The sequence below is a fragment of the Phycisphaerae bacterium genome (assembly GCA_018003015.1).
In the GTDB taxonomy this organism is placed as follows: domain Bacteria; phylum Planctomycetota; class Phycisphaerae; order UBA1845; family PWPN01; genus JAGNEZ01.
The window spans coordinates 36,512-49,478 of record JAGNEZ010000014.1; the positions used below are offsets into that span (position 1 = coordinate 36,512).

11 protein-coding genes and 1 pseudogene are annotated in these 12,967 nt (G+C 64.8%); 2 read left to right on the plus strand and 10 right to left on the minus strand.

Annotated elements, in window-relative coordinates:
- Positions 1-43 precede the first annotated feature (43 nt).
- Complete coding sequence (locus tag KA354_08570) at positions 44-442, minus strand: hypothetical protein (protein MBP7934685.1); 399 nt, start codon at positions 440-442, stop codon at positions 44-46.
- 236 nt (positions 443-678) lie between these two features.
- Positions 679-1,560, minus strand: coding sequence for a sensor histidine kinase (locus KA354_08575; GenBank protein MBP7934686.1), 882 nt, complete (start codon positions 1,558-1,560; stop codon positions 679-681).
- Positions 1,561-1,636: 76 nt separating this feature from the next.
- Between KA354_08575 and KA354_08580 the strand changes: the two genes are divergently transcribed.
- Positions 1,637-1,906 carry a hypothetical protein gene (locus KA354_08580; protein ID MBP7934687.1) on the plus strand — a complete coding sequence of 90 codons (270 nt, stop codon included), beginning with the start codon at positions 1,637-1,639 and terminating at the stop codon, positions 1,904-1,906.
- Between the two features lie 47 nt (positions 1,907-1,953).
- Here KA354_08580 and KA354_08585 read toward each other — a convergent pair whose 3' ends face one another.
- From KA354_08585 to KA354_08600, 4 genes are all read right to left on the minus strand, one after another.
- Positions 1,954-2,295, minus strand: a complete 342-nt coding sequence (locus KA354_08585) for a winged helix-turn-helix transcriptional regulator (GenBank protein MBP7934688.1) — start codon at positions 2,293-2,295, stop codon at positions 1,954-1,956.
- Positions 2,296-2,377: 82 nt separating this feature from the next.
- Positions 2,378-4,597 carry a PDZ domain-containing protein gene (locus KA354_08590; protein ID MBP7934689.1) on the minus strand — a complete coding sequence of 740 codons (2,220 nt, stop codon included), beginning with the start codon at positions 4,595-4,597 and terminating at the stop codon, positions 2,378-2,380.
- Between the two features lie 87 nt (positions 4,598-4,684).
- On the minus strand, positions 4,685-5,470 hold the full coding sequence (locus tag KA354_08595; protein MBP7934690.1) for a zf-HC2 domain-containing protein: 786 nt from the start codon (positions 5,468-5,470) through the stop codon (positions 4,685-4,687).
- Entirely contained in the window at positions 5,467-6,096 is a 630-nt protein-coding gene (locus KA354_08600) for a sigma-70 family RNA polymerase sigma factor (protein ID MBP7934691.1), read from the minus strand. The genes KA354_08595 and KA354_08600 overlap by 4 nt, the downstream gene beginning before the upstream one ends.
- Before the next feature lie 179 nt (positions 6,097-6,275).
- Here KA354_08600 and smpB point away from each other — a divergent pair, with 179 nt between their 5' ends.
- On the plus strand, positions 6,276-6,752 hold the full coding sequence (gene smpB, locus KA354_08605; protein ID MBP7934692.1) for an SsrA-binding protein SmpB: 477 nt from the start codon (positions 6,276-6,278) through the stop codon (positions 6,750-6,752).
- Here the strand turns inward: smpB and KA354_08610 are convergent.
- From KA354_08610 to KA354_08625, 4 genes and pseudogenes are all read right to left on the minus strand, one after another.
- Positions 6,751-8,151 (minus strand): annotated as a pseudogene (locus KA354_08610) (sulfatase-like hydrolase/transferase). The gene smpB and the pseudogene KA354_08610 sit on opposite strands and share 2 nt — an antisense overlap.
- 120 nt (positions 8,152-8,271) lie before the next feature.
- Positions 8,272-9,477 (minus strand): hydroxyacid dehydrogenase, encoded by a 1,206-nt coding sequence (locus KA354_08615; protein ID MBP7934693.1) that lies wholly within the window; start codon positions 9,475-9,477, stop codon positions 8,272-8,274.
- A 291-nt stretch (positions 9,478-9,768) separates the two neighbouring features.
- A complete protein-coding gene (locus tag KA354_08620; GenBank protein MBP7934694.1) occupies positions 9,769-12,105 on the minus strand; it encodes a hypothetical protein in 2,337 nt (778 codons plus the stop codon).
- Between the two features lie 168 nt (positions 12,106-12,273).
- Positions 12,274-12,639 (minus strand): hypothetical protein, encoded by a 366-nt coding sequence (locus KA354_08625; GenBank protein MBP7934695.1) that lies wholly within the window; start codon positions 12,637-12,639, stop codon positions 12,274-12,276.
- Positions 12,640-12,967: the final 328 nt, after the last annotated feature.

The window sequence follows — 12,967 nt, forward strand, 5'->3', positions numbered from 1 at the left end:
TCGCGATCGTGGCCGCACGCGAAGGCTGGGCGGCCTTTCGGGGTCAGTCTCTGCATCCGGGCATTGCCGGTTCACCCTCGCCGCGGTAGCAATGTTGAAAGACACCAAAGTCGGTCTGATCGATATCGCCGTTGCAGTCAAGGTCCATGCCTTCGCAGCCGGTGGCGACCGAGATCATCGGACCCGAGAAGCAGGCCTCGAATACGAGCAGGTCGGCGCCGTCCACGTCCGTGTCGTCATCCCAATCGACCGGCTTGATGCCCTCGCCCTCGTCCGGGATTCCATTACCGTTGCAGTCGAGGCAAGTGCCGCGAGAGATATCGAGATTGTCTTGTACGCTGTTTCCGTTGCAGTCGACGGCTTGGACGATCTGCGTGCAGGCTGCGAGACAGACCATCGCCACAAGACACACGCCATAGTCCAGCGTATTTGAGGTGGTCATTGTTTGCCTTCCAAGGCGTTGCGAGGAACGCTTCCCGAGGCGACTACCGTTCGGGGCCCGGGCCCTATGAAGATGAGTGATCGGTCTGCTTCGAAGGGATCGCGTTCAATTGAACGCGGGAAGCCCCGACGATCCCAGTCTATCGCAATCATGACCGGACTTTAACGGAGAGGTAAGCTCTGATGCTGAGGAAGTGATTCACTCTGGCTCTCGGGTACGCTGAGAGGGCCTTGCGGTCAATCGGAAGCCGGCAAGGTCACGGTAAAGGTGGTGCCCACACCCAGCTGGCTGGCCACCTCGATTCGACCGCCGAATTCCTCGATGATGTCGCGGCTGATGGACAGACCCAGGCCCAGGCCGCGCTGGTCGGGTTTCTCCGCGTTGGTCTTGGTGGAGAAAAACGGATCGAAGACGGCGTCGAGGTGTTCTGCGGGGATCCCGCAACCGCTGTCGCGGACGTTGATCTGAACCTGACCTTCGGCGGTCGGAGCCGCATCGACGCTCAGCCGGCCGCGGCGGCCGAGCATGGCCTGTCGAGCATTGCTGACCAGGTTCAACAGGACCTGCAGGAGCTGGTTCTCGTTGGCCCGGACGGTGAGTTTCTCGTCGATCTGGAGGTTGAGCTGGATGCCGTCCTTACCCAGGTCGCGGCCGAGGCATCCGATGGCCTCTTCGACCACTTGGTGAAGGTTGACCGCTTTGATGACCGTATCGCTCTGGCGGGCCAGACCGACGACCCGGTCGATCATCTGGCGCATGGCTGCCGCCCGATCGAGGGTCTTGCTGAGGGCCAGGCGCATGAGTTCGGGGTCGTTGCGATCCAGGGCGTCGCGGCAGTAGGCCACCACCGGGGTGAGCATGTTGTTGAGCTCGTGGGCGGTCATGGCCGCCGTGGTACCGAGGGTGGCCAGCTTCTGGGAGTGTCGCAACCGGGCCTTGAGCCAGTCGAATTGTTGGGCCAGCTGATCGATCTGGGCTTGTAAGGAATAGGTGTCGGTGGCTACAGTGGCGGCTTCTGGCGGGCTGGTTGGGCTCGTGGCGGTGACGGTCTGGGTGCGTGAGGGGGATGAACCGGACGGCGGAATCCGCCGGGGTGTCTCGGCGTGAGGCGTGGACATACCGACTCCTGGAGCTCTGGATGAGACTTGCTCATATCGGCAGCCGGGCCGAGGAAACTTGAGGGGGGTTGCGGAGATGGAACTCAGTGGCCGATTGGATGCCCTGCTGACGCTGGCGGAGCGTGTCGGAATCGAGGTCCGGCCCGAACCGATGGGTGGGGGCGGTGGGGGACTGTGCCGGGTCAAGAACCACCGCATTCTGTTCGTAGACACGGCGGCTGATCTGGCCACCCGCTACGACCGGACGCTGGCGGCCATGGCTAGCCAGCCGGAGCTCGACGAGCACTTTCTGCCCCCGGAAGTCCGCGACGACCTTGAGCGGCAACGCCGAAGCGCGGCCGTGTGAGCCGCCCGAAAGCCCATCGCCCGGCTGACGGTCATGTCCAGGGATGGTTACAGGAGCTGTTCCGGCAGTCTCTCTTGCACCGGTTCGGGTTGCGGGGCCGTTATGCCCGCGATCAAGTCCTGGAGTTCGGCGAACACCGGACAATCCGGGTCTGCCTGAAACAAGACCTGGTTGCCGCGAGCCCACCGCCTGACGATCCCGGCCTGGACGAGCCTAGTCAGTTCCCGCTGCACGGCCCCCAGCCCGGTCCCTGCCTGACGGGCCACTTCGCGCAGGTAGAAAGACTGCTCGACCTGGTGGAAGAGAAGGAGGAGCAGGTAGCGACGTGTCTTGCCGAAGAGAGCGGAAGCCAAATCATTGTCCATGGATTCGAGGCTTTTCGTAATCATTATGATTACGATTGTATCTATTATGAGTACAAAAAGCCATGAAGAAGGCTTTGAAGGGGGCGGTGATGGGTATCACTGCGGGCTACTGATGACTTGGGGGATTCTCGGGGGGTTTGAGCGGGTCGGCGGGATCGATGGTTGGGGGAGGGTCTGGGGTTGTCGCGGCCGGGCGTGCCGGACTGGCGGTGGCCGTCTCGGTGAGGGAGGGAGCGAGCTTGAGGTCGAGCCGGGTCTGGATGACGTCGCGGGAGGCCTGCCAGGTGGTGTAGCTGGCGAAGGCGAAACCGTGAAGCAGTTGCGAGAGCTGGCGGAGCAGGGTGAGGGGTTGGGCTGCGGCCGCCGAGGCGGTTTGGACGGGCATGGGGATGTCGACATCGCGGCTTTCGCCGTCGCGGAGGACGGTGAGTCGGACGCAGTCGTCGTGTTCGCGTTTAGCCAAGCGGTCTTTCAGGGATTGGAGCGGGCGATCCAGATCGAGTTTACGGCCATCGACGGCGGTGAGGCGATCTCCGACCTGGAGGAGTCTGGCAGCCGGGAAGTCGGGCAAGACCTCGGCGACCTCGACCTCGCCGTTGGCGCTCCCGGGGGCAGGCAGGATGCCGAGTTGGACCTGGGGAATCTCCGACTGGCGGCGGAGTTGTTGCCACCATTTGGGCTCGAGCATCTCGGGATAGTTGCGGCCGATGTAGTTGAGCCAGGAGTCGATGACCTCGCTGGCTGCTCCGGGCTGGGCGAGGAGGACCATGTCGGGGAATCGTCGGGGAGGCTGGGCACGTCGCATGGCCTGCTGCAGGGCTTGGGCGGACATCAGCGGTGACCGACCGCGGCGTGCTTCGACGATCTGGCGGACGGTCTCGCGGTGAGTGCCCATAACCAGCCAGCCGTCGTAGACGATCCAACTCAGTTCGGTGGCCCCGAACAACTCACGGTACAGCCCGGGAGGGAACAACCGTCCGAGGGGGATGGAGCGTAAGGTCCCGCAGGCGGCCAGGGGGGGGTCGACCTCAAACTCGCCGTTGTTCCCGTGGACGCTCCAACCTCGTCGGAGGGTTTCCTCTTCAATCTGGACGGCGTTGTCGGACGTGGGGGGCAGGTTGACGAGCCGCAGCAGGTTGCGGGTCATCTGCCGGAGGGTGTCGTCGACCTTGTCCGAATCGTCGGTCTGGACCGCGAAGGCGAAGGTTGGCATGAGCAGCGGATTCCCGGTTCCCTTGCCCTTGGGATGGACCGGAATGCGAGCGATGACGCACACGGTATCACCGACCAGGTGGCGGAGGAGGTCGTTTTCGAGTTTGCCAGGGGGCAGACCCCACTGAAGGACTTCGAGGTAGAAGCGCTGGGGTGTCTGGGCGGGTGCGGCCATGAATCGCCGGTACTCGTTCACATAGCCAAACGGATAGCTCCATGCGAAGACGGCCGAGGGCGGCAGAAAGAGCAGGGCTTCCACCGGAGGCGTATGTTGTGGGAACTCCTGCCCGGCGGCCAGACGGCCGGTCGTCTCGAGAATCACGCCTTCGTCGGTCAGGACGGCTCCCATGGCGAGGGATCGCACCGGTGGACTGAGAATCGGCCACCAGTCGCCGGTGGGCTGGGTGGCGGGTCCGCTTCGCCGCTGGTTGGTGCCCAGGTACAGCACCACCTGGGAGTTGGGCGGCACTTCGGAGACCCGCTCGCGGAATTCCACGAGGTCCGCCAGGGCGACCCCGTGGTCGCTGGAGAGCAGCGTCAGGCATCGGGCGTGGAGGCTGCCCTCGCGTGTTTGCCGGCCGACGATGAACACGCGCCCGTCGCCGGTGATCTCGTAGCCGAGATCCAGGCGGTATTGGCGCATTCCAGGGATTGACTCGGCGGCGGGTATCCGGGTTTTGAGTTGGTTTTCCAGGGCTTCGGGACGGCGTGGCTGAGCGACGAGTACGGCTGAATCCAGTGCTGTCCAATCTTGGGCGGCGATGGCCAATCGGCCATCGAGCAGCAGCATAGCGGCCCGTTCGTCCCCGAGGCCCAGGGCGTCGGAGAACAGTTTGCGCCAGCCGGTGAAAGCCGGGGCGGTAGTGGTCGCCTCGCCTGACGTCCGGACCTGAGCGACCAGCAGGGCCAGGACATCGCTGAGGGCGGCTCCAGCCGGGATCGAGCTGAGGCTTTGGGTGTCCTCGATTTCGAGGAAGAGCCGAACGTCGACCGGGACATAACTGGCCAGAAGGGCTGGGGGGCGGCGGTCGTCGCTTACCGGGGAGGCGCCCGATGCGAACCCGGGCAGACACCCAGCCAGGCAGATCGACATGTAGAAGGGCAGCGTGCTCATGGACAACCGCGACTCAGAGTCTCAGACGCCCTCAGTCCCCCCCCGCGTGGTGTCTTGTCAGAGCCGGTCAGACGGAAGCCATCGGCGTCAGATAGGGCCGGGCCTATCGTCCTCGGCCTGCGGAGGGGGCGGCGAGGGTAGGGCCGGTACGGCTGCAGGGAACGGAGCCATCAACGGGCTGACATCGCTACCCACCTTCCCGAGCGAAGGGGTGAAACCGTCCTCAGGATAGCGTTCGCGGAATTCGGCGGCAAGTTGATCGCTCATGCTGTCGAACGCGAACATGATCAGCGCCTCCATGTCTTTGGCACTTCGCCGCGTTCCGTCCACCGTGTTCTTGGTTCCTTCGACGACTGGGGCCAGAAGATAGTCGAGAAACGAGGTGGCGGACATGGTTGGCGTTTGTTCGAGCTCGGCTTTCTCTCGCGGGGTTAACGAACGGTGGGCTCGCTGCATCGCGGCCTGCCGGAACGGGGCAGGAGGAGCGATCATCTCGGAGGCGATGGCGGTCGGTTTGACCGACGGAGCGTCGTCCGTTCCGACCACGGGTGAAAACACCAGAAAGGCGAGAACGACACTCGCGGCGGCAGCCATGGGAGAGGCGACGTAATACAGCAGGCGGCGCCACCGGCGACCGGAGGCGACCGGGGCCGCACGACGAGCGGCCATGACTCGATCGGTGAACGAGGCGGCGAGCTTGGGCTCGCGGCGGTCCAACCGGATCACATCGCCGCAGGCTTCGAGAATGGCCATTTCGGCCTGGCACTCGGAACACTGCAGGAGGTGAGCGTGCAGTTCCGCCCGGAGCGACGGGGGGAGTTCGTCGTCCAGGTGACGATCGAAGAGTTGACGGGCGTGTAAACAGGTAATCATGACGCGGCTTCTCTCAATGCCTGGATCTGTGATGGATCCTTGACCATTGCTGCCAACGACTCACGTAATCGCCCTCGGGCCCGGTGCAAGTGGCTCTTGGCCGTGGCGACCGGAATTCCCAGGGCGCTGGCGATCGCTTCGCAACTCATGTCCTCGCGATAGAACAGCAGGACCGCCGCCCGCTGCTGAACGGACAGCTCATCCACGGCGGCCCAGATCTGATCCTTCAACCGGCGGGCCTCCTCGCTTTCAGCGACTTGGTCCGACACGTCCGGCTCCGACGACGGCATTGCGGCGTAGTCCAACTCGCAGGTTTTGGACTTGCGTCGGCGGATGTGGTTCAGGCACAGGCGGTAAGCGATCGTGAACAGCCAAGTGCTGAACCGGTATTCGGATGAGAATGAGTCCAGCGAACTGAACGCCCGGAGGAAGGCATCCTGGCACACCTCCTCGGCCTCGTGGTGGTTCCTGAGGATCCGCCACGAAAAGGCGAAGAGACGGTCCTTGTGGGCCTCTACCAGCAGGCGCGCGGAGTCTTCACAGCCCTCACGGGCCTGACTGACGAGCTTCTTCTCAGCCCGTCGGGTCAGCTTGGCCTCTCCGCTTTCAGCCTGCCTGGCGAACATGCCTTGCCCCGCGGTGACGTATGTTCGGTACTCACATGATTATACCGCAATCCGGTTGGCCGGTTGCAACCCCGGTTGCGGGCCAAGTGGCACGGCCCGTCACCCTCCGGTAAGATACCCACCGGACACCAGCGCCCCTGGATCTGCTATCGGCACAAATGGTGGCCGGATCATGACTTATGGCAAGAAAAAGCCCAGACAAGACCCGACGCCGCATTCTCAACAAGAAGGCCCGGCACGACTATCACATCCTCCAGACGTTGGAGGCCGGGATCGTGCTGACCGGCAGTGAAGTCAAGAGTCTGCGAGCCGGGGCCGCCCAGCTCCACGAGTCCTTCGTCCGGATAAACGGTACCAAGCTCACCCTCTACGGCTGCCAGATCGACCGCTATCCTCCGGCGACCGACCGCAACCACGAGCCGCTTCGCAACCGCCGGTTGATGCTTCACAAGCGGGAGATTCTGAAGCTGACCGTGGAGCTGGCCCAGGCTGGCACCACGCTGATCCCGCTGAGCATCTACTTCAACGACCGTGGACTGGCCAAAGTCGAGCTTGCTCTGGTGACGGGCAAGCGGGAGTTCGACAAGCGTCAGGACTTACGCAAGAAGGAGCACCGGCGCGAGATGGACCGGGCGATGAACAAGCGGGCGCGGTAAGGGTTTGGTCCCAGCGAATGACGTCGTCGCTGAGCCGCCGGGTCAGATCCGGATGTTGGCCGGCGAGGTTGATGGACTCCTTGCGATCGTTGGCCAGGTTATAGAGTTCGGGGCGTGACCGGTCGCGGAAGACCAGCAGTTTCCAGTCTCCGTCGCGGATGGCCAAGTCCGGCCAGCGGTTTTTCGGGCCCGGGCGATCGGGCGGCCGGACCCACATCAGGGGCTGGTCGCGTTTGGGTGTGGCGTGGCCGAGGAGCGTATCGGCCATGTTCAGTCCATCGAAACGGGCGCCTGAGGGGGTGCGGACATCGGCCCAAGTGAGCAGTGAAGGCGGCAGATCCATGGCGGCGAGGACGGTCTTCTCATTGGCCGAGCCGGCGACGGCCGCGGGGATGGAACGGTGCCAGACGATAAGTGGACTGCGAATCCCCCCCTCGTAGAGCCGGGCCTTGCCGCCGCGCAGGCCGCCGGTTGAGCCCCAACCATCCTCGGGACCATTATCGCTGCTCAGCAGGATCAAGGTGTTTTCGCGGAGGGCGGCATCCGCCCGAATAGCATCGAAGAGCCGCCCGAGTTGGCAGTCCATCTCTTCCAGGACGCCGGCGTACCTTGCCGCGGGGGAGTTGTCACCTCGCCTGCCGGGCGGGGCCTGGATGGGGGTATGAACGTCGTCCAGCCAGAGGTTGATGTAGAAGGGGCGGTTCTGCCCGGCAGCGGTTTGAATCTCCTTCAGGGCCCGGTCCACGTAGTATGCGGTCACTGCGTGGCGATCGATCCAGTGAATTGGTCCGCCGGCGAGTTCGGCACTCATCCGGGTCGGAACGTGCACGAAGGGCCGGCCATCTCGTCCCGGTTCGAACCGAGGAAGGACGCGTTCGCCGAGCCCCTCGAAGTTGGTGAGTGACGCGTTGAAGCCGTACCGGCTGATAGGTGGGGCGTCGCCCACGTCGCGTTGTCCGCCCATGTGCCACTTGCCGACGTGGGCGGTGTAGTAGCCGGCTTGGGCGCAGCACCGAGCGAGGCTTGGCGCGGTAGGGGCGAGCCAGTCGGCCAGCCCCCGCCGGTTGTTCATTGCCCGCGTGTCGAGGTAGGAGGTGATCTTCCAGCGGCCGGGGTACTGACCGGTGGTGAAGGCCACGCGTGAGGGGCTGCAGATGGGGGCGTTGACGTAGAACTGGGTGAAGCGGATGCCTTCGCGGGCCAGGCTGTCGATCATCGGTGTGCGGGCGTGGTTTCCCCCGTAGCAGGCGAGGTCGCCGAAGCCCATGTCGTCGATCAGGATGAAGAGGATGTTGGGGCGTCGGGCGGTTTGGCCGGTGGAAGCCGGGAGCGTGTTCTGGTCAAACAAGAGGAGCAAGCCCAGTGCCAGCAGGATTCGATGGCCGCCATGCGCGTGCATTGGTCGATCCTCCGATCAGGATGATCGCGTACCGGGGCTTCTGTTCTGCCGCCGGTCATTCCGACGACCCGGCGACGCCTGATAACTCCACACAACTCCTAGGAGGGAGATGGCCGGGTTTCAGTCGCCGAGCTTGAGCAGCTCGACGCTGATGATATCGGGATTGCCCTTGGCGATTGCCGACACCAGGGCGTTTCCGGGATTGCGATCCAGCTGGATCCGGCAGCACGCGGCCAGGGCACCGTCCAGGATCAGGTTGTGCACTTCCTCGATATTAATGTCCGCGCGGCGGATCTGGTCCATCACGAATGCCAGCACGCCCACCCGGTCGTAGTGGCGGACGACGAGCTGCCACTGGGCGGGGGTTCGGGTGGCGGCATTGACGCAGTTGATCGCCTGGCCGGTCCTGATGAACGTGGCGATGATGCGAATGGCCTCCTCGGCGATCGCTTCCTGGGCCTGCTCGGTGGAGGCCCCGACATGGTGAGTGCCGTAGAGGTTAGGCAGGTCGAGGATCGGATTGGTGAAGTCGGCGGTTCCCTCGGCGGGCTCGGGGTCGAACACATCGAGGCCGGCGCGGAGTTTGCCGGCTTGAAGAGCGGCTCTGAGGGCGGCCTGATCGACGACCTCGCCGCGGGCGGTATTGATGAGGATGGCGCCCGGCTTGAGAAGCGCGAGCCGTTCCGCCGTCACCAGCTTGCGGGTTTCCGGCTTGAGGGCCACGTGCAGGGTGACGATGTCGGCGCGGCGGAACACGTCGTCAACCGTCGGGCAGCGCTCGACGCCCATGTCCTGGGCACGTTCGTCGGTCAGGGATCGCGACCAGGCGATGATCCGCAGGCCGAAGGCCCTGGCCCGGACGATCACCTCGCGGCCGATCTGGCCGACGCCGACGACGCCCAGAGTCTTGCCGTAGATTCCGTCGGCCTTGGAGAACTCCTTCTTGTTCCACTGGTGGGCGCGCAGGGATGCGACGCTTTCCGGTATCCGGCGGTCGATTCCCAGGAGCAGGGCGAAGACCAGTTCCGCGACCGCGATCGAGTTCTTCCCCGGGCAGTTGGTCACAAAGACGCCGCGGGCGCTGGCCGCCTTCACGTCAATGGTGTTTACCCCCGCCCCGGCCCGGACGATCAGGGCCAGTTCGTCGGACGCTTTGATCGCCTCCCCGCTCACCTGTTTGCTGCGCACGATCAGGACCTTGTATCCCGGGATCACCTTGGGCAGATCTTCCGCCTTGACCGTGGGGTTGTAGGTCACCTCGCAGCCGAGCTTGGCCAGGCGATCGAGGTGGGCCTCTGAGAACTTGTCAGCGATCAGGGTCTTCATCACGGTCCTCCTGCATAGGGATGATGCCAGTGAACGACGAAAGCACATGGCGAATCATACGTGATTGCCCTTCGCCTCCGGCTTGCCCGAGGTTCTGGGATCGGTACGGAAGAGGCTAGTACCACCTCACGCAGCCCAGGACTCCCTCTTCCACCCGGAGACCGGCCTTCGGAGTCGACTCCTTCATGATACCATCCGCGCGGCGTTCGGCAAGTGACGGAGGTGGCGGGAACGCTTTCAGTTCGGGGGCGGACTGTCGTCGGGCGATTGCTGCTTGAGACAGCCGAGGGTCTACTCGTGCACGACGATGACACCACCGGCCAGGGGTGTGGCCGCGTCGCCGGTCGGCTCGGCGCCGGGCTGATTGTCGTAGACGACGCCGGCCTCGTTCCAGATGCTCAACCGGACCGCGTCATTTCGGTCGTCGGGTTGCGTGCGGCCGGCGACGGCCGTCAGGATGAACTGGTATCCCTCCCGACCGTTGACGGAACCGATTCCGGCAAGCTGGGCCTTCCGCTCCGTCACCACGAGCCACTCGAGATCGTCGGAATGGAAACGCAGGTCACCGGCCTTCTGCAGGAACTGGACGTTGCCGTGCGGTGTTGTCGCGTTCTTTTGATACTTGGCGTTGAAGCTCAGGACGGCCTTGCCGACCGCGTCGGGACTGGCCGCGCAGGCCCCAAGTGGTGAATGGAACCAGCCGCCGCCGGTCATGAAACCGCGGTCTGGATCATAGATCACCACGAAGGGTCTAGCGTCTTGGATTCCTGACGCCGTCTCTGCGGATCCGGCGTTGCCGGCGGCATCGGTCACGGTGAGCTCGACGGCGTAGATGCCCGGCCTGGCAAAGGCATGAACCGCCGCGACCGTTGCGGCTTGCGGATCGAGGATGCCGGGAACGTTCACTTCCTCGGCGACCGAGACCAGGCGCCACTCACTTGTGCCGACGGAACAGTTCTCGACGAACGACCCCGCGAGAGTGACCTCGCGGTGAACGGGGTACGACGTCCAGGACGCCGGCGAAGTGATGTTCACGAGGGGTGGGATCAGGTCGACGACGGTGATCGCGACGGTGCAGGCAGCGGTCGTGCCGTCTGCATCCGTAGCGGTCAGGGTCACCTCGTGGTTGCCTGGCTCGAGCCATCCGCCGGGCGCGGGCACCTGGGTCAGCGTGGTCGGGGCCTGCCCGCCGGTGACGACCGCGCTGCTGGTCAAGTCCGGTACGGGTGCCCGGCATTCCTGGTCGACCGCGATCGGTTCGGGAACCGGCGGACAAGTGATGGCCAGCGGTTCCGAGCAGAGCTCGACCACGGTTGCCTCGCTGTCGGGCGAAGAGATGCCGCAGTTGCCGACGGCCCGGACGGCATATCCACAGGTCCCGCAGGAAGCGGCCGCATCCGTGTACGACTGGCTATCGGCTTCCAGGGTAGCGATCGTCTCGCCGGACGCCCCATTGCACCAGCGGCGGACCAGGTAGCCGACCTCGCCGGCTGCATTGTCGGTCCAACTCAACTCGACGGTGCTCGGGCCGGTCACGACGGCATTCAGGTGGCTTGGTGCCCTCAGCCCGATCATCTCACCGCCGAACAGGATGACCCGGTCGCCGGCGGCGTCGTACACCGCGGCGGCGCCGCGGCGGGGGCCGGGGCGATCGCCGGTCGTGGCCAGTTCACGCCAGACGCCGTTTTCGAGCACCCAGACATCGTCGAGGCCGGTGTACGTTCCCGATCCGCAGGAACTGGCGACATAACGCAAGCCCCCCAGGACGATCATTCGTTGGCGGAGGGAGTCGAACACAACCGCCGCCTGCCCGCGAGCGGGTGGAGACACGGGAGTGGTGATTGGGGTCCACGGCCCGGATCCGTTCTGCAGGGACAGGGACCACGTGTCATTGTAGAGCGTGCCGGCCGATCCGCCGCCGAGCCCGCCCCCGAACAGCATCAGGCCGCCCGATTGCGGATCGAACGCGACGGCGGCCATTCCCCGCGGCCCGGGAGCGGGGCTGAGAGCCCGTTCCGACCAGACCAGGGTGTCGGGATGGAGCATGTGCACATGGTTGTTGAAGAAACTCGTGATCTCGGTGATCGGACCGCCCCCGAAAACGCAGTAGCGGTCGTTGACCGAATCGTACACCGCGGCGTGCGAAGTCCCGAAGAGCTGATACGGTTGGATCACGCCCGAACCTGCCGAGGGAAGCAGCTGCCACGCGTTGGTGGTGAGGTCGAGGACATCGAGATGGTCGATCGCATGGGCAACGACGAATCGATCCCGTCGGGGATCGTACCAGCCTGGCCGGTAGGTGAATGGCCCGTCCAGGGCTGCGGTCTGCAACCGGATCCAGGCAGCGGAACTGCCGGCCCCGAGTTCCAGCGCCCAGGTATCGGCAAAGGCGGATGCACCCTCGCCGCCGGACACCAGCATCCGGCCGCGTGACGAGTCGAAGGCATGCGGGAAGTGTCGGCGAGGGGCGGGACTGCCGGCCACCGGATCGGGGACAGGTGCCAGTCGCAACCAGGTATCGTCAGCCAGATTGAGCTGCCAGACCTCATTGAGGCACTGGGCCTGCCCTTGCCCGACCAGCACCCACAGCCAAAACGCGACCGCAACCCCCGTCGTGGCACACCTCATGACGGTCCTCCCTCCAGATGCCTGGACCAGCCATACCGGTTTCCGCGCGTCGTCCCGGCCAAGTATCCAATACGTTTCGCCGCGGTGCGCGGAGCATGGAGGTATAAGGGCTGATGGGCCTCTGCTCAGGCGCGGGAGTCCATCTGCGCCCGTTCAGCCCGATAACAGCTAACCCTGGGATGAGGACGGCTTGCCCCGCGTCCGGAATCGCCGGAGGGCTTCAGCTGCCAGGATGCCGGCGCAACCCGAGGCGAGATCCACCACGTCCCCCAGATCAGGCAGATGCGGATGGAGCGGATCACGAACGGCGATCAATTCGAGCAGTTCGACGGCCAAGAGGAGGCACATGCAGCTGGCGGCGGACGCTCGGAACGAGAGTCCACGGCGTAGCAGGAGATGGAGAGCACCCAGGAACAGGAATCGAGTCGGCAAGTCCAGGGGGACACCCGCGATGGCATATCCGGAGAAGAAGCCGAGGAATCGTTTGGCGGCTCGCACCGATGCGACCAGGGAGTCCGGCCAAGGAATAGTCATGGTGTTCATCTCTATCCGGGCCGATCCGGAAACGCAACCGGTGACCGCCGGGCGAGCGCCGCCGTGTGCCAGGATGTGCCCGGTGGGGCCGGCTCGGGCGACGGGCTTCGGCGCGATGTGAGACGGCGGTGTACCGATCGCGCCAGCGGTAGTGACCGAGACTCTGCTCGGCTGGCGGCGGCCCGGACACGATTCGTCGACGGTTCGGCGACTCTGGGTGACCAGACGGCGTCGCTCCCTTGCCCCTCGGCCGATGGTCCTATACCTTAGGCCTCGAGCGTCGCCGGAACACTCGTCGTTTCCCGTGTCAGGAGCGTGTCGTGCGATA